15 protein-coding genes are annotated in these 20,664 nt (G+C 53.6%); 7 read left to right on the forward strand and 8 right to left on the reverse strand.

Annotated elements, in window-relative coordinates:
* Positions 1-496 precede the first annotated feature (496 nt).
* Positions 497-2,524: a hypothetical protein gene (locus C5O23_RS12415; protein ID WP_107033247.1), complete on the forward strand. Its 2,028-nt coding sequence runs from the start codon at positions 497-499 to the stop codon at positions 2,522-2,524.
* A 201-nt stretch (positions 2,525-2,725) separates the two neighbouring features.
* Positions 2,726-4,621, forward strand: coding sequence for a DNA polymerase III subunit gamma/tau (locus tag C5O23_RS12420; RefSeq protein ID WP_107033248.1), 1,896 nt, complete (start codon positions 2,726-2,728; stop codon positions 4,619-4,621).
* 269 nt (positions 4,622-4,890) lie between these two features.
* Here C5O23_RS12420 and C5O23_RS12425 read toward each other — a convergent pair whose 3' ends face one another.
* The gene (locus C5O23_RS12425) at positions 4,891-6,963 is read right to left on the reverse strand and encodes a SurA N-terminal domain-containing protein (RefSeq protein WP_107033249.1); all 2,073 of its coding nucleotides are present in this window, start codon (positions 6,961-6,963) and stop codon (positions 4,891-4,893) included.
* Between the two features lie 288 nt (positions 6,964-7,251).
* Here C5O23_RS12425 and C5O23_RS12430 point away from each other — a divergent pair, with 288 nt between their 5' ends.
* Complete coding sequence (locus C5O23_RS12430; RefSeq protein ID WP_107033250.1) at positions 7,252-7,929, forward strand: SGNH/GDSL hydrolase family protein; 678 nt, start codon at positions 7,252-7,254, stop codon at positions 7,927-7,929.
* Positions 7,930-8,024: 95 nt separating this feature from the next.
* Positions 8,025-9,494: a DUF1846 domain-containing protein gene (locus C5O23_RS12435; RefSeq protein WP_107033251.1), complete on the forward strand. Its 1,470-nt coding sequence runs from the start codon at positions 8,025-8,027 to the stop codon at positions 9,492-9,494.
* Positions 9,495-9,660: 166 nt separating this feature from the next.
* On the opposite strand, the gene C5O23_RS12440 is transcribed toward C5O23_RS12435, so the two are convergent.
* The 5 genes from C5O23_RS12440 to C5O23_RS12460 form a co-directional block, all read right to left on the reverse strand.
* Entirely contained in the window at positions 9,661-9,993 is a 333-nt protein-coding gene (locus C5O23_RS12440) for a DUF4491 family protein (protein ID WP_107033252.1), read from the reverse strand.
* Between the two features lie 29 nt (positions 9,994-10,022).
* Positions 10,023-10,529: a hypothetical protein gene (locus tag C5O23_RS12445; protein ID WP_133166567.1), complete on the reverse strand. Its 507-nt coding sequence runs from the start codon at positions 10,527-10,529 to the stop codon at positions 10,023-10,025.
* 61 nt (positions 10,530-10,590) lie between these two features.
* Positions 10,591-11,256, reverse strand: a complete 666-nt coding sequence (locus tag C5O23_RS12450; RefSeq protein ID WP_133166568.1) for a hypothetical protein — start codon at positions 11,254-11,256, stop codon at positions 10,591-10,593.
* Between the two features lie 59 nt (positions 11,257-11,315).
* Positions 11,316-12,713, reverse strand: coding sequence for a DUF3078 domain-containing protein (locus tag C5O23_RS12455; protein ID WP_107033255.1), 1,398 nt, complete (start codon positions 12,711-12,713; stop codon positions 11,316-11,318).
* Between the two features lie 181 nt (positions 12,714-12,894).
* Entirely contained in the window at positions 12,895-14,301 is a 1,407-nt protein-coding gene (locus tag C5O23_RS12460) for an OmpP1/FadL family transporter (protein ID WP_107033256.1), read from the reverse strand.
* Positions 14,302-14,321: 20 nt separating this feature from the next.
* Here C5O23_RS12460 and C5O23_RS14345 point away from each other — a divergent pair, with 20 nt between their 5' ends.
* Complete coding sequence (locus C5O23_RS14345) at positions 14,322-14,480, forward strand: hypothetical protein (protein WP_161553608.1); 159 nt, start codon at positions 14,322-14,324, stop codon at positions 14,478-14,480.
* 398 nt (positions 14,481-14,878) lie between these two features.
* Here C5O23_RS14345 and yidC read toward each other — a convergent pair whose 3' ends face one another.
* The gene (gene yidC, locus C5O23_RS12465) at positions 14,879-16,966 is read right to left on the reverse strand and encodes a membrane protein insertase YidC (protein WP_107033257.1); all 2,088 of its coding nucleotides are present in this window, start codon (positions 16,964-16,966) and stop codon (positions 14,879-14,881) included.
* Between the two features lie 20 nt (positions 16,967-16,986).
* Positions 16,987-18,609 (reverse strand): CTP synthase, encoded by a 1,623-nt coding sequence (locus tag C5O23_RS12470; RefSeq protein WP_107033258.1) that lies wholly within the window; start codon positions 18,607-18,609, stop codon positions 16,987-16,989.
* A gap of 112 nt (positions 18,610-18,721) precedes the next feature.
* Between C5O23_RS12470 and C5O23_RS12475 the strand changes: the two genes are divergently transcribed.
* Both C5O23_RS12475 and ribF read left to right on the forward strand, forming a co-directional pair.
* A complete protein-coding gene (locus C5O23_RS12475; protein WP_107033259.1) occupies positions 18,722-19,369 on the forward strand; it encodes an HAD family hydrolase in 648 nt (215 codons plus the stop codon).
* Positions 19,370-19,424: 55 nt separating this feature from the next.
* Entirely contained in the window at positions 19,425-20,357 is a 933-nt protein-coding gene (gene ribF / locus C5O23_RS12480) for a riboflavin biosynthesis protein RibF (protein WP_107033260.1), read from the forward strand.
* Positions 20,358-20,664 lie beyond the last annotated feature (307 nt).

Genomic DNA, 20,664 nt, shown 5'->3' on the forward strand with positions numbered 1-20,664 from the left:
CGATGCATCCGGCCATACGTCCGAGTATCATCAGCATGATGATATCGTTGAGGCTGTGACGGAAATTGCCTTTGTCCAATCTACGGAAATCCGGCACGGATGAGGCAAACGCTCGAAGTTCTTCCATAATACTGCGCCTTGTGTCAAATTTATTGTGTACTTTTGCAGTATGATCAGGCGCATAGGCGTCAGTCGAACAGACTTGGTCAAGTGGCTTCATTTTTGGCGTAACTCTTTGATTATCACCTATAAAGTTACTAAAAATCTGCCACTTGGCCAAATTTTCATTGCACTTATTTTCTTGAAAATCAGAGGTTAAAGCCTCTCCGCCCGTACTGCTCTCGCTATAAAATAACACATTTGTCGAGAATGAGACGAAATCTTAAATGAAAGAGCCGTGCCGGGGCGTTTTGAATTTTGAAGCTATTTTGGTGGGGATAGAGATTTTTAGTACTTTTGCAGCTAATTACACTCTATAGATAACCCACACAGGATTATGCCCGAATATTCATATCTTCACGTAGCTCTCAGGGGTGAGGTCCAGGGAGTGACACGCACTCTCTATTCATATCCCTCTGAAGAAGAAGGTGACTTTGACCCGCGCTGGAATTCAACTCTCGTCGAACCCGGAGCCGCCGTCAAGCGCTTTCTCAACGCCAACGAATGTTACATACTTCAGTCAACGCCGCGCGGACATTATTTTTCGCTTATCACACGCAACGCTCTGAGCCCTGAGCGCGGCTACATGATGATATCCATCCTTGTCAGCGATGGCTGTTCACTGACAGGCCGTCAGCTGATGAACTCGTTCATCAATCTGAAAAAGGCTCTTATCGAGGATGAAAATCTCACTGACTCTGCTGTTGAAGAGGCCTTTGCCCAGGCTTCGGTGCCTGCGGAGCCTCTGAAGCTTGAGGCCTGGCGCTACAAGGCTCCGGCTGATGACGAAAAGCCAGCTGAAGCTGCTTACCGCACATATATCTCGCAGCAGGAACTGGAGTCTATCTTCTCATTTCCCTGCCAGCCGGGCTATGAAGGATACCGCTGCATCATTGTGGTTTCGGCCACTACTTCGCTGCGTCCGGGCGTGAAGATGCCTCGCATCACCGCTCCCATACGCAAACTCTATTCGGTGGTGTGTCCGGAAGGGGTGACTGCATCGAGCCTGCAGGTCTATGACGGTGACCGTCTGGAACTTTCTTTCAGCAAGGAAGGTTTCAACACCCATGTGGAGACAGTGATAGTTGGCACTCCTTCGGCCTATACAAAGTATGAAGGCTCAACAATTGCCGTGCGCTCGGCCTCACAGACCGGCATACGTTTCGAACGCCGCATACCCGTCAAAGTGCTTTCTGCCAAGGGGGTGGCTCTCAACGGCTATACTATTACCCTCAACGGCCGGCCCGTCAATACGATGGACCCTTTTATCGAGCTTTTCGAAAAGGACCTGCAGCCCGACACAGAGGTGGAGATCACCGTGCAGTCAAACAATTACCGCACTCTCAAACTTAAGAAACCCTCGGCCGAGATGCTGGTGACAGAGGAACTTGAACTTGTCATGCAGCCTATAGAGCAGGGAGTTACCCTGCGTCTGGATTTCGGCGACGGACGGGTGTTCGAGCAGCAGATCTCCATTGAAAAAAATACTCCTGAATATAACCGCCTGCACTCAGGGAATTTTCACGGATTCCGTGCTCACCGACTTGTGACCCAGGATGACAGCGAGGTCTATAATGTGGATGTCCGAATCACCAGTCGCCCGGTGGCTCCAAATTTCGAGTCGGCACGTGGAGAATCTGCTACCGAACCAGCCCACAAGGCTCCGAAATTCGAGAATGTTTCTGATGAGGCCAGGCCCGAACGTCGCCCGATTGACGCCAGTCTCCCCGTGGCCGAAGGCCGTCGCGAAGCTGATAAAGAGGTTGCAGATACGGGTTCTAAACCTGATTTCGACTATGATGATGACGATGACGACGATTCAGCAGAACTCAGACCCTGGTATCGCCGCGCAGCTTTCCTTTGGGGAGGTCTCGCAGTGATAGTGGCGGTGGTAGCTCTTGCATGGCTCCTGCCGCAATACACAGGCTCGTCTGACGATCCGACTCCTGCCGAAGAGTTTGCGGCCGATGCCAATTCGGATCAGACAGTTGCTCAGGCTCCGGTGGCTCTGAGCCCCGAAGAGCAGGCAGATGTTGACTATCTCAACTCGAATACGGTCTGGGATCTGGCCAAGATTCAGAGCGATATGGGAAAATCGCTGTTCCAGGCCATCGGCGAAGGTGATATTGACGCAGTGGTCAACAATCCTTACTATGCCGTGACCGGACGCTGCACCAATGAGAAAGCCAATCTTGTGGCAGACCTGATCTGGCGCGCAAAAGGATCTTTCAGCGATGCCGCCAACCGCCGCACAATGCGTTCAACTATCAAGAACGGTTCGATAGATCTGAAAGCCTTCTCTGACAATCTGGCCAAGCGCCGCCCGTCGGAAAAGGCCAACGAAGCCCCGCGCCCGGTGAAATAAGTGGTTCAGGATCTCATTCCCTGACAGTCACTCCGTCACGGTCCACACCTTAATATTATATAGGAAATATATAAACCGATCATTTTTCGCAGCTCCGGTCATTCTGCATGGCCGGAGCTGCTTGTCATCTGCACCGGACCGAAGGTGAAATGTCAGTCGCAGGCTTGGAAAAACGGAGAATAGTGTGTAAATTTGTAGAATATGGAAAACTATATAGTTTCAGCCAGGAAGTATCGTCCGGCCACGTTTGACAGCGTGGTGGGGCAGCAGGCGCTCACTGCCACTCTGAAGAATGCTATAGCCACTCACCGTTTGGCCCACAGCTATCTTTTCTGCGGCTCGCGTGGTGTCGGCAAGACCTCCTGCGCCCGAATTTTCGCCAAGACAATCAACTGTGCCAATCCTTCACCTGACGGAGAGGCATGCAACGAGTGTGATAGCTGCCGTGCGTTCAACGACGGCAATTCGCTCAATATCATAGAGCTTGACGCCGCTTCAAACAACGGTGTCGATGACATCCGCCAGCTTGTGGAGCAGGTGCAGATACCGCCTTCGCAGGGATCTTACCGCGTGTTTATAGTCGATGAGGTCCACATGCTGTCGCCCGCGGCATTTAATGCCTTTCTGAAGACCCTTGAAGAGCCGCCGTCATATGTGATTTTCATCCTCGCCACCACTGAGAAACACAAGATTATCCCTACCATACTCTCGCGCTGCCAGATCTACGATTTCAAGCGTATAACCGTGCGCGACATGATCGACCATCTCTCATATGTGGCCTCGAAAGAGGGCATGACAGCTGATCCGGCGGCTCTCAACATCATAGCCCGCAAGGCCGACGGCGCCATGCGCGACGCGCTTTCGATCTTTGACCAGGTGGCGGCATCGTCAAGAGGCAACATCACCTATCAGAGCGCCATCGACAATCTCAACGTGCTTGATTACAATTACTATAACCGCCTTCTCGACTGTTTCCTCGAAGGAAAAGTGCTGGAGACATGGATGATCTACAAAGAGATCCGTGACCGCGGTTTTGATTCGCACTTCTTCATAAACGGACTGGCAGACTATATGCGCGATCTCATGGTGGCGCGTGATCCGTCAACAATAGTTCTCCTTGAAGCCGACGATGAAGCCCGCAAGGCTATGGCCGCTACGGCTGCCAAGTGTTCGCCTGACTTCATCTATCGGGCCATGAATCTCTGCAATGAAGCGGATCTGAATTACCGGACGGCCTCTAACAAGCAGTTCCTGATAGAACTGACTCTTGCCAAGATATGCCAATTGCTAAGCCCCTCCCACAATAACGGCGCCCAGGGTGAGGGGCGGTTACAGAAAATCTCGTCAGGCGCCTCTGATCGGAGCCAGTCACCGGCTGCAAATCCTGTATCATCGCAGCCCGCACCTTCGCCACAGAGTGGGGGAGTGCAGCCTGCATCCATGCCACAGGCCATGCCTGCCGCACCGTCGCAGCCTCAAGCAGCTCCGTCAATGCAGCCGGCTCCTGCGGCAAGGTCCATGACGCAGCATCAGCCTGCTTATCAGAGTCCGGCCACACCGACTCCCATAGTCTCTGCTCCCTCAGCCGGTTACAAGGCGGCTCCTGCGCGTCAGGCTGTTCCATTGAAGAGACCTCTGATGCGACCGGCCGGAACATTTTCTATAAATCATTCCAAGGATGCCTCGCAGTCTGCTTCGGCGCAACCGGGCATCGGGATGACAGCACCGCAGCGCAACGAACCTTATACCCGCGAGCAGCTCAACAAGGCCTGGCAGAATTTCATGCAGGCTCACCCGACGGAACACATTCTGATCAATACCATGCGTGCGTCGTTTCCGGCGCCTCAGGAGGGCCACACCTATAAGATAATGGTGGAGAACGAAATGCAGCGTCAGACTGTGGAGCAGGCTTTTCCGGCGCTCCTGCAGGCTGTGCGCAACGATCTTTCCAACGATCACTTCTCTCTGACCGTAGAGATAAACCAGGGTGCGGCCTCGCCCCACACCTGGAACGAGCGTGAAGTGCTCAACCACATGGTTGAAAACATCCCGGCCCTCCGTGGTTTCATTGACGATCTCGGCCTCACAATAGGGTAGACCCCGAAATTATTCTGAAAGCCGTGAGTTCGCTCGGAGAGATATGTTTTCGAATATTTTGTTTTTCCGAGATTTTAATGGAAATTTCGGCTACAGCAATTCCCGCGATCCCAGTTCGGAGTGATGGTAAACCGGTGTCCGGTAGGGCACTGTTTTACGGTTCTGGATAGCACCGTGAGTATCTTTTGCCGAATACTAAAAAAGTATCGTGGTTTGTGTCAGATCCGACACAAACCACGATACTTTTTTATCTGATAATCGACAGCTTCTTATTTATAGAAGGCGTTGATGTTGTTGGTCACTTTCTTGTTACCGATGAGGATGCGGTCAAGAGTGTTGATCATACGGGCGGCACCGCGCTGCTGGTTGTAGCGGATGGTGTTTTCGTCGAGGTCGAAGGGACGGCCTGCATTGTCGATTTCTGTAACCTGCATTACTATTACTGCATTGTTGCCCTGAAGAGGACCTACGAGAGCGCCCTTCTGAGCGTTGGCGATCTTACCCATGACAACGCTTTCGTTCATGCCGAGGCCGGGGATCATATACTGACCGAAGTTTACGGTAGTAGTGTCGACCGAGGTCTTCATGAGCTGAGCGTAGCCGGCGATGTCTTTGGCCTTGCCTTCATAGTCGGCGATGAGTTTAGCTGCTTTCTTGTTGTTGATGGCACGTGAAGCGAGGATTGCGTGAACCTGCTTGTCGCGTACGGGAACATAGCCGCCGTCATAGATGTCGTCAAGAGCCACGGCGAGGAAGCGTCCGGTCTGGATATCGCCGAACACTGGCGATACCTGGCCTTTCTTGGCATCCATTACCCATGCCACAGCGTTGTGTGAGTCATTGAGGTTGCCGATCATGGGCGAAGATGCAGTAACGGTGGCGGGGAAGGTGGTGTAGCCTGCTTCCTGAGCGTGTTCCACGAAGTCTTTGGCAGTCTTGTTTTCTTCAACATATTTGCGGAGAGCAGCGTCGAGATCGTTGACAGTAGCGTTTGACGGTTCGGTGGTGAAGGTCACGCTTGCGAGGTCGTAGACAGCCACGGGAGCTTTGCGTTCGTTCACGCGGAAGATGCGGCCGCCTTCTGCGAGGGTGTCAGGGGTGAAGTAGACACCGGTGGCGCGGTCGGCGATGAGTTCTTTCATCGGAGCGTAGTTTGCGTCAAGCAGAGAGATCTCCATGTCTTTCTGTGACTGGGCCACGAGGGGCGATGAGGCTACGCTGTCAAGCGAGACGCCTGAGTTGAGGAGACCTACGAGAGAGTCAACCTGCGATTTTGAACCCTGCACTGCGAGGAAGTCGATCTTGACATCGGCTACTTCCATTTCTTTGCCGAGGAGCTTGGCGAGCAGATAGTCGTTGCCGGTCTTGCTGACGAGCACTGCCTTGCCTACAGAGAGAGAATCGACTGCGCTTTTCAGGCGGGCCTGCTTGTCGAGGTCGGTCTGGGAGATCTTGCGGCGGTCAACCACGAATTCGGGCATGTCGGCCAGACCCTGCATTTCTGCGTTTGAGTTGAGGGCCACCAAAGCATCTTCAACTTTCTTCTGACCGGCGAGGATGTCGGCTTCAGAGGGCACGATGCTGACTGCTATATAGTTGGCCAGGCGGCTGGGCTCATCAATGGCATAGCGGGCTTTCTCGTCGTTGTAGAGAGCATTGATGTCGCTTTCGCTGGCTTCGAAGTCCTCGTCCTTGAGGGTCGAGTAATCCTGCTTGGCGTAGACCACGTGAGAAGTTGAGGCGTTGTCGTCATAGAGAGCCTTGGCGTCAAGTTCATTGGCCACGAGGGTTCCTGCGAAAAGGTTCTGAAACTTCTGCTGGAGGATCATGCGCTCCACAGATTTTTCGAGGTCGAGCCAATAAGCCTGGAGCTGCTGGGCCTGAGCCTGCTGCATGCCGTATTTGGTCGGGTTGAAGGCCATGTCATGGGCGGTCTTTGCGTCGGGCACACCGAGCTGCTGCTGCACCATGCGGTCTACATACTGTGAATTCTTGCCGACCATCATTTCTGTGAGTTCCTGGTCGGTCACGGTCAGACTGAGATCATTGATTTCATTCTCGAAAAGTTTTTCGGCGATCATGGAATTGAGCACCTGCTGCTGGAGCACGGCGTTGTCCATGCGCTGGTTCTGAGCCTGAGCCTGCTGTGAGGCTTCCTGCACACGGCGCTGGAATTCCTGAATGTCAATCTTGTTGCCGTCGACTTTTGCAATGGTAGTTCCGGTGCCGAAGAGTGTGCGGCCCGAAGTAAAGAAGTCACCGATGATAAAAGCCAGCAGACCGGCTCCAACGATGATGAGCAAGAGAGCTGACTTGCTACGGATTTTTTCTAAAGTTGCCATTAGATATGTTTAGATGATTTTTGATTTAAGCGTGTGGTTAGAACAGATTTCAGATACAATGCCCGAAATTAACGCACAAAGATAGCATAAATTCCATTTAATACAAAATTACGAGGGTGTAAAAAGTGAAAGCAGAGAGCAATATAGGCCTCCGGCACGACGTTTTATATCAGAATGCCACTTCCTGCCCTCAGGTGTCAGCCCGCTTTTCTGTGTGACCGGGGGTAGGAGAGCTCTGGAATAAACGAGGCTTAAACAGTTTTAAAAAACCTATTTATAATTATAAGAATGAAAAAGTTACTCTTCCTTGTTTTTTTTGTCGTAGCGCTTGCCGCCGGTGCTGTCAGTCCGCGTACAGGGGTTTCGATCCTCGGCGATTCCTATTCCACATTCCAGGGCCATATGTCGCCAGACACCAATCTTGTGTGGTATTACTCCAAGCCCAAGCTTGAGCAAACTGATGTGACTGACGTGAAGCAGACCTGGTGGCAGCAGCTCATACGCGAGAAAGGCTGGAGGTTGGTGACAAACAATTCTTATTCCGGAGCCACTATCTGCAACCGCGGATATGACGGCAAGGACTACACCGACCGTTCGTTTCTGACCCGTGCCAAAACTCTCGGCTCGCCTGACGTGATTCTTATTTTCGGAGGCACAAATGATTCATGGGCCGGAGTGGAAGTAGGGGAATATGAGACTCCTGAAGGCAAGAAGCCTGACTATTATACTCTCCGTCCCGCTCTTGACCGCATGCTTCGCATCATGAAGGACTACTATCCCGGCACCGAGATCTATTTTATAGTCAATTCCGAACTGCGTCCCGAAGTGACTGAGTCGATTCTGACCCTCTGCGGCCGTCACGGAGTCAAGACCGTCAGCCTGTCTGACATCGACAAAATGGCCGGCCATCCCACAGTCAAGGGCATGACACAGATAGCCGAACAGGTAGGCGCCGCAATAGACTGACGAGGCATACATTGAGGCATACTTAAGAAATTTTTGCAGATTTTCGCGCCGATTTTTGCTCGGATGGCTGGAAATGACTAATTTTGTAATCCGTTATGAAATACGGTTTTGACAACGAGAAATATCTCAAAATTCAGTCCGAACACATCAAGGAGCGCATAGCTCAGTTCGGCAATAAGCTTTACCTCGAACTCGGAGGCAAACTCTTTGACGACCACCATGCAAGCCGAGTCTTGCCCGGTTTTCAGCCCGACAGCAAGCTCAGAATGCTCAGCCAGCTGAGTGACCATGCCGAGATAGTGATAGTCATCAGCGCGCTCGACATCGAGAAAAACAAGGTGCGCAACGACCTTGGAATCACCTATGACATGGACGTACTGCGTCTGCGCAGGGAGTTCCAGAACCGCGGATTCCTTGTCGGCTCAGTGGTTGTCACCCACTACAACGGCCAGAGCAGCGCCGAATCTTTCCGTCAGAAGCTTGAGCGCATGGGCATCCCCACCTATTACCACTATATAATCGACGGCTATCCAACCAATGTCGACCTCATTGACTCCGAGGAGGGCTTCGGACGCAACGATTATGTGGAGACCTCGCGTCCGCTCGTCATCGTCACCGCCCCCGGTCCCGGCAGCGGCAAGATGGCAGTCTGTCTCAGCCAGCTCTACAATGAACACAAGCGTGGCATCGAGGCCGGATATGCCAAATTCGAGACATTCCCCGTGTGGAGCCTCCCCCTGAAACATCCCGTCAACATAGCCTACGAGGCTGCCACAGCCGACCTAAATGACGTCAACATGATCGACCCCTTCCATCTTGAAGCCTACGGAAAGACGGCGATCAATTATAACCGCGACATCGAGATCTTCCCCGTGCTTAACTCTCTCTTCGAGGGAATCTACGGCAAGAATCCCTACAAGTCGCCCACCGACATGGGTGTCAACATGGTAGGTTTCTGCATCAATGACGACGAAGTCTGCTGCGATGCCTCGAAAAACGAGATCATCCGCCGCTACTACACAGCTCTCAACCGCTTCGCCCAGGGCGAATCAAACGAGGGTGAGGTCAACAAGATCGCGCTTCTCTTCAAGCAGGCTAAGATCGACACCTCATACCGCCGTCCTATCAAAGCCGCCAAAGAGCGGGCCGAGCGCAGCGGTGTTCCATGTTCGGCCATCGAGCTTGCCGACGGCACTATCATCACAGCCGAGACCAGTGCCCTGCTCGGTCCGAGTGCCGCGCTGATACTCAACGCCGTCAAGCACCTTGCCGGTATTGACCATTCGGTCAAGCTGATTCCTCAGGATATGATCGAGCCTATTCAGAACACCAAGATCAACTATCTGCGCAGCCGCAATCCGCGACTTCATACCGACGAAGTTCTGGTGGCGCTCTCAGTGCTCAGCACTCATGACGAAAACTGCCGCCGTGCGCTTGAAAAGCTTCCCGAACTCTATGGCTGTCAGGTTCACTCTACTGTAATGCTTGGCGAGGTCGACCATAAGATTTTCAAGAAACTCGGCGTAGGTCTCACCTGTGACCCCCAGAAGAAAGTCAAGAACTGAGACCTTTTATAGAACTCATAGAGGCTGTTTAACAACTTATTAGACAGCCTCTATTAAGATTATCCATATGAGATCTAATGTATATTAGATCGGTTAATTTTGAAGAGTTACTTACGCAAAAGAATTCTTATAAACAGATGCCGTTTTGCTTGTTTTTGCGTGAATTTTATATGGATTCCGGGTCTTTGCTTTTGGTTTTTCGTTTCGGGTTGGCGGGAAACCATCCGCGGGCCACTCGTTTTTCCTGTTCGAAGATCTCTCCTATGGTCCAGAATGACGAGAATGAGAAAACTCCTAAAAGCGATGACCAGAAGACGTCGCTGACCACTATCGAGGCGGCTATTCCGACAATTCCAAGAAGCAGGAAGCACCACCAGCAGCGTGTGCCGAAGTGATATTCACATTTTATGGTTACGGGGTGGAAGATTCCGATTATCAGGAATGTGCAGACTCCTATGGTGAGTCCGAGAACGTGGTATTCGGCCAGTAGTTCGGTCATTTCGTGTAAGTAGTTTATGATATGTGTGGTTATTCTGTTTCTGTTGTCATCGGCAGGGTCACGCAGCTGTTCACCTTGCAGCTTACATCGTAGGGGGTTACGTTGGCTGTGCGCGGGCGGCGTGAATAGCGATAGTAGAATGAATTCTGGGTGTCCCATGAGGGGAACTGTATCCGGCGGGTGGTGCCGGAGGGTATGTCGGCTCTGACTCTGCGGACGGCCTGGTGGAGGGTGCGGCCCTGCATGTCGGTATAGTCGAGGGTTATTTCTATCTCGCTTATTCCGGTTCCGAGACTGTTGCTGACAAAGAGACTTTCCACCCGTGAGCCGAGCGGCTTGTCATAGCCTGAAAGCCTGACTCTGTCAGCCGCCGGGGCGCAGATGGTGTCAAAGGCTGTCTCTGCCGCAGGCGGCACATTCTCTGACTTGGCTGTGGCGGCAGTGCGCAGTTTTCCGCGCAGAGTCTTGTCGGCTCTCAGCGGAAGAGCCGGCAGAAGCGTCAGCAGCATTATCAGTAGTGTCCGTAGCAGGGTCATGAATTGTCAGATTAGTGGTGTGGCATGAAGTCTGGTGTTTGTCGGTCAGGCGGTCGTCCGGTCAGAGATAGCGTGGTTCTGATGGAATGGACGGAGCGGGAAACACCCGCAGACAACCCTGTATGGCTCCGGGATTTTTCTCCTGCCTCGTGAACAGATAGCGGTACATGTAGGGCAGGAGCCGCCACCAGTTGAATCTAAGCGATGATCCGTAGTCGCTGATTGATATTCGGCTGTCGTCATCGGTAAGAGTCACGGTAAATTTTTTCGGAGCGTGGAGAGTTGTTCCGTTGTCGAGGCGCGAGGTGTAGATCCGGGCGTCATAGACTCCGCGTTTCGCCGTGGGGGTGAGATAGCCCATTACGGTGCCGGGACGCAGGGCCATGTCGGCTGCGCGTACAATCACCATCCGGTAGACAGTTGTCTCGGCCTCATACTCACCGGCGGCTCTGTCGCTATTGCGCTCTATGGCCATCAGAGATCCTTCCGATGCAAAGCGCCAGAGGCCTTCCACGGCGTGGAGTGGCATCTGCGCGAGCCGGTCGGCTACACTGTCGGGTTTCGAGTAGCCGCTGACCACCTGCGACCGTCCGGGCACGTTCTCAAGGACACTCTTTTCGATTCTCTTTGCCGCCGGAGCGCAGAGAAACAATGCTGACAGCAGCAATGTCAGCAGCAACCGTCGCGGCGGGCGGATGTCTGAAGTGGAGTTGTAGGTTACAGTCACTGGTCGGAGAGAGTAGGGGTGGTGGAGAGTATAGGGTATGGCGATAGTGTGGATCAGTGTCAGATTGTAGCGAACTTATAGGCGAATCCGAACGAAAGTATCTCCTTGAACTGGAATTTGTGCCAGTCGGGATCGTCACAGTCGGGAGTCGATGAGTCGTAGCGCATGTGGATGAATATCTGGGTGGTCAGGAATCTGTTGATGTTGAACATGAAGGTGTTTTCCCAGTCTCCGTAGGCATAGCTGTAGTCCGAGAAGACAAACAGACGCGAACGCATGCTGATATTGTCGCAGATCTGCCAGGTCATCTTGCCCTCGGCGCTCGAACCGTATTCGCTCACCGTGTGTCGGCCCGGCTCAATACCGTATGACGTCTCATTCATGTGTTTGTTGAAACAGGTCTTCATGTTCCATGAAAGGGGAGAGATGGAGGCATCGAGGGTGAATGTCTTCTTGGGGTTGGCGTAGTTGTAGGTCATACCGACACCGACGTTGAGCTCGCCGGGCGACATGAAAGCACCTTTGAGTTCGTGGGTGTTTGGCTTGTAGTTTTTAAGAAACTGGGTCTTGAAGGAGACGTTGGTCGAGTAATACCAGCGCTTCGATGCCTTGTAGCCTACGAGCATGTTGAACTGGAAAAGGTCTTCCGACACCGAATAGTTGCGCAGCGAGTCGTTCGGAGCGTCGTTCATGCCGAGCTTGTACTGGAATGTTGTCTCGAAGAGGAATTTTTTGTGGAATGCGGGGTTGAGCTTGACGTTGTAATAAAGATTGACAAGCATGTTGAGGTTCTTGTTGCCGCCCTGATACCAGTTGGGCGAGACGTAGGCCTGCGAAAACTGCACCGATCCGTTGAACGTCTTGAGCCAATGGCGTTTGTAGAACTGGGCTTCAAGTTTCTGCTCAGGTGCTTTCTCCGGTATTATTTCGGCTATGACAATCTTGGCTGTCTTGGGGTCAACGTTGGCTTCGAACTTTTTGGGAGGTTCGGGCAGTGAGGCCTCGTCATATCGCACAAGATACGGAGTGCGCACCACCACTGCCTGACGGGCATGGCGTATCAGATCGTTGTGGTAGAGGTCGGTGACGAGCCATCCGAAGGTATTGGGGTCAAGCGGGCTGTCGGCCAGCGGTGCTGATTTGCTCACTCTCATGGTGTCGAGAAACTGGAATGAGCTGAACACTGCCGGACGGAAATAATAGGCGGGCAGGGGAGTGGTCACAATCTCTTCAACCGCAGTGCTGTCCTGGACCTCCGGGCTTTCGGCTGCCGGTGCAAGAAGCTGCAGCATGTCATCCGGATTATCTGGATTGAGATTATGGATGGTGGAGTTGTAGATTTCGGAGCGGGTGTAGGGTGCTCCGAAGAGTGTGAGCTCCGGCACGTGGATCACTGCGGCCTGCGAAAGACCCGCTACGCCGACAAAAATACCTGCAAAAATTGACCTGATGTTCATAATGGCTGATTATGGACTTTAAAAACCCTCTCGGAGCATGAGAGGCCATACTCCTAATTATTTGCAAAATTAGCAAAAAAATCAGAAAAAAGGAAGCCGGAGTCTTATTAGAGCCAAAAAACGCCATAATCCCGCGACAAAGCGGCGGGATTATGGCGTTCTGATGTATAGAAACAGTTTCTTAGAAGCTGTAGCTTACGCCTATCGATGGGATGAAGGCATGGAGCTTATAGTCGGCTGTGAAAGTGCCTGAGGGCTTGAAGCCGAGGGCCTCGATCTGCTGCTGAGGCAGTCCGGCTGCTGTGAGCTTTTTGATCATCTGGCCTCCGAGCAGGTCGGCATACTCGCAGCTGGCATTGTCGACACCCATTCCGGCCACATACATGAAGCCGAGGTCGATTGACAGGCTGGAGATCGGACGGAAGGAGAGACCAACCGTAGGCTCTACCTTGGTCATGCCGGGAGTTTCGGGGTTGTAATAGTTCTTGTTGACAGGCGATGTGTCGACCATCAGGCCGGCGCGCACGTCAAAGCGGTTGGTGACGGCAAACTCTGCGCCGAGCGAGTAGCACCACGAGTTCTTGTATTTCTTCTCGATGTGCTGGTTATAGTCTGCGAGCTGTTCGCTGAGAAACTCGATGTCGAGCTGGCGGTAGGTGTGCCATCCGGTCAGACGGGCGTCGAAAGCGAGTGTCAGACGGTCGATGGGCTTGTAGGATACACCCAGACCCAACACCCACGGGCAGGGCATCTCGGCTTTGAAATTGGCCTTGTTGAGCAGGTCGAGGCTTTCGCCGAGGAGGTTCTGTGAAAGATCGTTGGCATATGACACCGTTGCGTCGCCGGCCTTGACCTTCATCGGCATGCGCGAACGGAACGAGGCGCCTACAGTCAGCCCGTCGGTGATGTCATACATCGCGCCTACGTTGAAGCCCACTGTCATCTCGGCCTGGCCCTTGAGGTTGACTGACGCCGGAGTGGTCGATCCGAAACCGGGAGTGCCTGCCGGAAGCTGTCCGAGTGCTGTAAGGGCTGCTATGGTGCGGTCAGTGGTCTCGGCGGTCACAAGGCCCTTGTTGAGGTCCACGCTGCCCCATGAGATCATGGCTCCGGCACCAACCGAGAGTTTCGGAGTGATGGCCCAGGCTACGGTAGGCTGTATGGTGAAGACCTTGAGGTTTACGTTCTGGTTGAGCACGGCGCCGGGCCAGTTGTCGGTCCAGTTGATCGACGAGCCGTAGGGGGTATAGAACGAGATACCGGCCTTGAGATTGTCGTAGATCGAGAATGCGGCATGCACACCTATCGGGGTCGAGATGCCGTTGTCGGTCTTGTAGTCCTTGCCGTTGACAGTTGCGGTGGCGGTAGGCATGATTCCGGTGAGCGAGCCTGACAGATCGAGAGTCTTGTCCATGAAGCCCATACCGGCGGGATTGAAAAACATGCTCTCGGCTCCGAGTTTGAGAGCCACACCCGTGTGGCCCATACCGATCTGCTTGGCCGACAGAGAGTTGATCTGATAGCCTTCGGCGTAGGCCGTGCCACACACTGAGGCTGCGGCAAGAGCCGAACAAATAAATTTCTTCATATCGAATTATTTGGTGATAGTTGCAGAAAAGATTCTGGCTGTGGCGATCCATCATCCGTATCGGCCGCAGGATCAGCGCATTCAGTGATCTTCAGGCAGTCATAGCCGTGGCCTGCGGAAGCTCTCTGCACTGTGTAAAAATTTTGGAAATCGCCCGCAAAGGTAGCCCCTCCCCCTGACGCGACCAAAGAAATGCACACAATTTAACAATAAAATTGCTCTAAAACACTTTGAAATTGTTCTGATTTTCCCGCCGACAAACCTCCGAACCCACCACAGCCCCTACATTGCATATTCCGCCCCCGAATGTGCATTAACCATCCCATACAAAAATTAACAAATAAAAACCCTCCCCCTTCCCCTGCATCCTTATACGTTTATTTACGGGGCGCTTATATAAGAAAATTTATATATAAGATTTTTTATACAACTGTTTCTCCTCTGCGGTTCCCTCTGCGGGGTGGGGTGGGAAAAGCAGCTCCTTCTGACTGCCGGGCTGGCTGTCGGAAGGAGCTGCTTTGATGGGGATATGGGGGAGGTCAGCGGAGGGGCTGACCGCTCTCATGGGTCTTGGTGATCAGCGGCGGCCCTGGCGTTTCTGCTGTTCGCGGAGCATCTGCTGCTGTTTGCGCTGGGCCTCTTCGAGACGGGCCATGAAACCTGATTTCTTTTTAGGCTTCTTGGCGGCCTCGGCCATCTTGGCGCGCATCTTGTCTTCGCTGACAACCTTGCGGAAGATGTAGGTCTGCACGATGGTGATCAGCAGCGACAGGAAGTAGTAGTAGCTCAGGCCGGCGGCATAGTTGTTGAAGATGAAGAGGAACATCACGGGCATCAGATACATCATCCACTTCATGCCCGGCATACCTGACGAAGCCTGGTTCTGCATGTTGATGCGGGTGTAGATGATGTTGACCACGGTCATCAGCAGACAGAAGAGGCTGATGTGGTTGCCGAATGTGCTTGAGATAAACGGAATGTTGGCCGACCACGAGATGATGGCGTCAGGGGCCGAGAGATCCTTGGCCCAGAGGAACGACTCGCCTCTCAGCTCGATGGCCGAGGGGAAGAACCAGAACATGGCCACGAGGATAGGCATCTGAAGCAGCATGGGCAGACAGCCTGAGAGCGGATTGGCTCCTGCGCGTGAGTAGAGAGCCATAGTCTCCTGCTGGCGCTTCATGGCGTTTTCGTTGCCGGGATACTTGTCATTGATGGCCTTGATCTCAGGCGCGAGCAGGCGCATTCGGGCCTGTGAGATCATGCTCTTGTAGGTGAAGGGGAAGAGGATGATCTTGATGAAGATGGTCAGCAGCAGGATGATGATGCCGTAGTTGGAGATAAAGGAGCCCAGTAGCGTGAACACCGGAATGATGATCAGTGTGTTGATCCAGCGGAAGATGGGCCATCCGAGGGGTATCAGCTTGGTCAGGTGCATGTTTTCTTCGGGGAAGATCTCTTTTTCCACCGCGCTCATCACGGGGTAGGAGTTCGGGCCGAGATACATCACGAACGAGGCCGGATTGGCTGCGGCGGCTGAGTATTCGACCGTCATGTCACACTGCATGGCCTTGATGAAGTCTGGGTCATCCTTAAGCACGGTGCTCTTCAGGTTGCCGCCGCTGAAATTAGTGCGGGCCATGAGCACGGCCGAGAAGAACTGGTTCTTGCAGCTGATCCATTTCAGGCGCTGGTTGATCTCCTCGTCATCGTCCGAACCCTCGCTGAGGTTGTCGACATCGCCGTCGGTAAACATATAGTAGAGCGCCGAGTTGCGTTCCTCGAACACACGGCCGGCCTCATTGCGGCGCATCTTCTGGTGCCAGGTGAAATCCATCGAGGCCACTGACGAGGGGATGATGCTCTGCATTCCTTCCTGGATCACGTCGATGTTCACCAGATAGCCGTCGGCCGGCAGGGTATATTTGATGCCCCAGCGTGCGCCGTCGCCGAGTTCGAGTTTCATCAGCACCGAAGAGTCGCTGAGCTGCACGGGTGTGAAGAAAAACTCGCTGGTCTCGAAGCGCTGTGTGGCCGAGGTCAGTGTGAAGTTGTAGATGTCGGTCTCCGGCGAGAGAAGCTCGATCTTGGTAGAGTCATAGCTGTTGTAGTCGCGGAGAGTGGCGCGTGAGATCACGCCGCCTTTGTTTGAGATCTCAAGGCTGAGATTCTTGTTTTCGAGTTTGATTGTGGTGCTGTCGCCTGAAAGATGGCGGGCGAAGCCGCGGTAGCGGGCAGCCGTAGCAAGCGCTTGGCGCAGATTATTTACAGCAGGCACGCCCACAGTCAGCGGAAGGGCCGATTCGGAGCTGAGAAGGTCGGCCACGGCCACCTGACGGCCGTCGGCGTCAACAGTGCCTTCGAGCTGACCCTCGGCGTTGAGACGCAGGTCAACCTTGTCGACGCGCAGAGTCGAGGTGCCGTTGACAGTGTCAGTTGTTCCGAGCTCGCGCACGGTGCTCTTGATTGCGGCTATCTCAGCCGGGGTGATCGAGTCAAATTTCAGAGCTCCGGCGTCAGAGGCCTTTGCAGCCTCCTGAGCCTCCATCTGTTCGCGCTCGATGCGTTGGCGCTCCAGCTCTTCGGGAGAGGGGCGGTTGATGTAGGTGAATCCGAAGATGATAAGGCCCATCAGAAGGAGCCCGATTAGTGAATTTCTGTCCATTCGGTTGATTTAGAGGTGTGTTACTTATCAGTGGTCCGTTCCTCGTGATAGCTGATGGCGCTTCTGACGAAGTCCATGAACAGCGGAGAGGGCGAGAGTACGGTTGAGGAATATTCAGGGTGATACTGTGTGCCGATAAACCAGCGGTGGTCCGGAAGCTCGACAACTTCTACGAGATGGGTGGCGGGATTCTCTCCCACACACTTCATGCCTGCGGCCTCGAAGCGGGCGCGGAAGTCGTTGTTGAACTCGAAGCGGTGGCGGTGGCGCTCGCTGACTCTTGTTGCCCCGTAGGCTTTGGCTGCGCGCGAGCCTGGCTGCAGTTCGCAGTCATAGGCTCCGAGGCGCATGGTGCCTCCCATGTTGGAGATCGACTTCTGCTCTTCCATGAGGTCGATCACATTGTCGGGCGTGTGGGGCTGCATCTCGGTCGAATTGGCTTCCTTCAGGCCGAGCACGTTGCGGGCGAACTCGATCACCATGCACTGCATGCCAAGGCAGATGCCGAAGGTTGGCACATCGTGTTCACGACACCATTTCAGCGCCGTGAATTTGCCTTCTATGCCTCGCTGGCCGAATCCGGGGGCTATGATCACACCGTCGAGATCGCGCAGCTGGCTGTCGACATTCTCAGGGGTCACGCGCTCAGAGTGGATGTAGCGCAGGTCAAGAACATGGTCGGCATATGTGGCGGCCTGGAAAAGAGCCTCGTTGATCGACTTGTAGGCATCCTGAAGCTCCACGTATTTTCCAACAAGGCCTATTGTCACCTTCTTCTGCGCCGTGCGCATCTTGGTCAGGAATTCCTTCCAGGGATTCATGTCGGGCTGACCCTGCGGATCGAGGTCCACCAGACGCATCACAATCTCGTCGAGATGCTGCTCGTGCATCAGCACAGGCACATCATAGATACTTTTGGCATCGATGCTCTGGATCACGGCGTCAGGCGCCACGTTGCAGAACTGGGCAATCTTCTTGCGCATCGTTGCCGGAATGTCATGCTCGGTGCGGAGCACCAGCACATCGGGCTGGATGCCGAGCTGCTGCAGCTGCTTCACCGAATGCTGTGTCGGCTTGGTTTTCAGCTCCTTGGCTGCGTTGATATAGGGCACATAGGTGAGATGCAGGCAGAGGCAGTTGTCTTCGAGTTCCCAGCGCAGCTGACGCACAGCTTCAAGGAAGGGGAGCGACTCGATGTCACCTACCACACCGCCTATCTCGGTGATGACAAAGTCGAAGTCGCCTGTCTTGCCCAGAGCCATGACATTGCGCTTGATCTCATCGGTGATATGTGGGATGATCTGCACCGTCTTGCCAAGATAGTCGCCGCGGCGTTCCTTCTCGATCACACTCTTGTAGATGCGGCCGGTGGTCACATTGTTGGCGCGTGTAGTCTGGATATTGGTGAATCGCTCGTAGTGTCCGAGGTCGAGATCGGCCTCATGACCGTCAACGGTCACGTAGCACTCCCCATGCTCATAGGGGTTGAGAGTTCCGGGGTCGATGTTGATGTAGGGGTCGAACTTCTGGATAGTTACCCGAAATCCGCGTGCCTTCAGCAGACATGCGAGAGAGGAAGAGATTATTCCCTTGCCAAGCGACGAAACCACGCCGCCGGTGACAAAAATGTATTTAGTTTCCACGCTTTATGATGTGATAAGAGTACTTCAACTTCGCGTATAGTTTAAAATAAGGTGCAAATTTACAAAAAATCGGGGATTATTCCGTAAATTTGCCTAAACTTATAATATTGCGATGATAAAGAATTTGCTTTTTGATCTCGGCGGTGTGATCATGGATCTTGACCGCAACCGCTGTGTGGATGCTTTCAAAGGGCTCGGCATGAAAGATCCCGATGATTTTCTTGGCCTTTACGGTCAGAAAGGCGACTTTCTCGCTCTTGAATCAGGCGAGATCGGTGCCGATGAGTTCCACCGCCGCATACGCCCCCTATTCGGTAACCCGGACCTCACAGACGCGCAGATCGACGATGCCTTCAACCAATTCCTGATCGGAATTCCAGTTGACCGTCTGGAAGCGCTGCGCGCGCTCCGCAGCGACTACCGTATCTGCCTGCTTTCCAACACCAACCCCATCATGATGGAGAGCAAGATCGCCGAAGAGTTCCGCAAGGAAGGCCGCGAGATGGCCGACTATTTCGACGGCATAGTGACCTCATACGACGCCCGCTGCTGCAAGCCCGGCAAGGAGATCTTCGACTACGCCGAGCGCACCTGCGACCTCGTGCCCTCCGAGACGCTCTTCTTTGACGACTCCCAGGCCAATGTCGATGCCGCCCGCTCGTTCGGATTCCATGCAGTGCTCGTACGTCCGGGCGATGAGTTCGCCGACCTCCTGCGCAACTTCTGTGAAAACCTCACCCCCGCTCCGGACGTTAGATAGATGCGCCCCGCCTCCTCACCACGCAAAAACAGCCTCTAAGTAAATTGTCATAGAAATGAGAATCATAACCGGAAGTGACAGATCTACCCGCCGCATAGCCGCCGTAGGCATGTATGACGGCGTACATCTCGGCCATAAGTTTCTTATCGAATACCTCAGGCTTGAAGCCGCCTCACGCGGTCTCACCCCGGCCGTCATCACCTTCTCACGCCATCCGCTCTCGCTTGTGCGCCCCCTGGAGGCACCCGGACTGCTCACCCCGCTTGACGACCGTCTGCGTCTGCTCGGCCAGGCCGGAGCCGACGATGTCATAATGCTCACCTTCAATGACAGCCTCCGCCGCAAGACTGCACGCGAGTTTCTCAACATGCTGAGGCAGTCATACGGCATAGAGACCCTCGTGCTCGGATTCAACAACCGTTTCGGCCATGACCGCCCCGATGCTTTCGATGTCTACAAGGCTCTCGGAGCCGAAATAGGCATCGAGGTGATCGCCGCACCTGAATATCGTGGTGTCGGAGCGCCGGTAAGTTCCTCCGTGATCCGTCACCATCTGCTGAGCGGAAAACCCGAAAAAGCCGCCGAATCTCTCGGCCAGCCATATCGCCTGCGCGGCATAGTGACCCACGGCCAAAGCCTCGGCCGTACCATAGGCTTTCCCACAGCCAACGTCGAGCCGACCGACAAGGACTCGCTCATACCGAAAGCCGGAGTCTATGCCGCCTTCGTGACCACCCCTGACGGAGTGCGCCGTCCCGCAATGGTCAACATTGGCTTCCGCCCCACCGTCTCCGACCCTGACGCACCGGGCCGTCTATCCATTGAGGCCAACATCTTTGACTTCATCGGCTATCTCTATGATGAGGAAGTCACTGTAGAATTCATCCGCTTTCTGCGCGACGAAAAGCGCTTCCCGTCAGTAGAAAAACTCACCGAACAGCTTCGCGCCGACGCCGCCAAAGCCCGCAAAACCCTCACCCGCTCCTGATACGCACAGAGATCCCCCGGCATACCGCCTCTTGTTTGTGTTTTTATCAAAACATCCCCAGAATAGCAAATTTATTAGATTAATACTAAATAAATTTGCTATTTTTAGCCTATTTGGTTATATTTGCGATAAATTATCATATTTCGCACCCGGCTTTATACTGGAACCAATTTGAATAAAAATTATTACTGTCCGCTAAACCATAAAAAGGCGAGTCCAACTTCCTGAACGGCAGAAGTTGGGCTTACTTTTTGTATTTGACAAGCCCCCTCAGCAGTTTTCAGGAACTTCTGGAGGCGATTCCGAT

It is taken from the genome of Duncaniella muris (assembly GCF_003024805.1).
In the GTDB taxonomy this organism is placed as follows: Bacteria; Bacteroidota; Bacteroidia; order Bacteroidales; family Muribaculaceae; genus Duncaniella; species Duncaniella muris.

Excerpts from the sequence above, each read along its gene's own strand:
- C5O23_RS12460 (WP_107033256.1), bottom strand. The coding sequence starts at position 14,301 with ATGAAGAAATTTATTTGTTCGGCTCTTGCCGCAGCCTCAGTGTGTGGC.
- C5O23_RS12455 (WP_107033255.1), bottom strand. The coding sequence starts at position 12,713 with ATGAACATCAGGTCAATTTTTGCAGGTATTTTTGTCGGCGTAGCGGGT.
- C5O23_RS12430 (WP_107033250.1), top strand. The coding sequence starts at position 7,252 with ATGAAAAAGTTACTCTTCCTTGTTTTTTTTGTCGTAGCGCTTGCCGCC.
- C5O23_RS12420 (WP_107033248.1), top strand. The coding sequence starts at position 2,726 with ATGGAAAACTATATAGTTTCAGCCAGGAAGTATCGTCCGGCCACGTTT.
- C5O23_RS12435 (WP_107033251.1), top strand. The coding sequence starts at position 8,025 with ATGAAATACGGTTTTGACAACGAGAAATATCTCAAAATTCAGTCCGAA.
- C5O23_RS12425 (WP_107033249.1), bottom strand. The coding sequence starts at position 6,963 with ATGGCAACTTTAGAAAAAATCCGTAGCAAGTCAGCTCTCTTGCTCATC.
- C5O23_RS12475 (WP_107033259.1), top strand. The coding sequence starts at position 18,722 with ATGATAAAGAATTTGCTTTTTGATCTCGGCGGTGTGATCATGGATCTT.
- C5O23_RS12445 (WP_133166567.1), bottom strand. The coding sequence starts at position 10,529 with ATGACCCTGCTACGGACACTACTGATAATGCTGCTGACGCTTCTGCCG.
- yidC (WP_107033257.1), bottom strand. The coding sequence starts at position 16,966 with ATGGACAGAAATTCACTAATCGGGCTCCTTCTGATGGGCCTTATCATC.
- C5O23_RS12415 (WP_107033247.1), top strand. The coding sequence starts at position 497 with ATGCCCGAATATTCATATCTTCACGTAGCTCTCAGGGGTGAGGTCCAG.
- ribF (WP_107033260.1), top strand. The coding sequence starts at position 19,425 with ATGAGAATCATAACCGGAAGTGACAGATCTACCCGCCGCATAGCCGCC.
- C5O23_RS12440 (WP_107033252.1), bottom strand. The coding sequence starts at position 9,993 with ATGACCGAACTACTGGCCGAATACCACGTTCTCGGACTCACCATAGGA.